1 protein-coding gene is annotated in these 333 nt (G+C 56.8%); it reads left to right on the top strand.

The features are described 5' to 3' along the window. On the top strand, positions 1–333 hold a 333-nt coding region (locus HUK38_RS14830), incomplete at both ends, for a ubiquitin-like protein (RefSeq protein ID WP_275285038.1).

The following is a 333-nucleotide window of genomic DNA, read 5'->3' as shown; positions in this document are numbered from 1 at the left end:
CAAATCTTCATTTTGCTGCCAACTCGTGCGACCTTGACGCTGCAGGTTGATCCCAGTGACACCATTGGTGAGATCAAGGCAAAAATTGAGGAGAAAAAAAGCATCCCGCCCGCTCAACAGCGGCTTGGTTTTAACGGTCAACGACTGGCGGATGGTCGCACTCTAGCCGACTACAACATTCAACGGGACAGTACGCTGCACCTGTTGCCGCCATCCAACATTGACGCCACCGATCAATACGCCTGGTCAGCCAACGCCGGCTGGCTCAGGTTCAATCCCACCGGCGGCGGCGTCCGCGTGTACAGCGATCACCTAGAGGGCGAAGCCTGGGGA

It is taken from the genome of Thiospirillum jenense (assembly GCF_014145225.1).
GTDB classification, from domain to species: Bacteria; Pseudomonadota; Gammaproteobacteria; order Chromatiales; family Chromatiaceae; genus Thiospirillum; species Thiospirillum jenense.
This window is presented reverse-complemented; position numbering and strand designations above follow the sequence as displayed.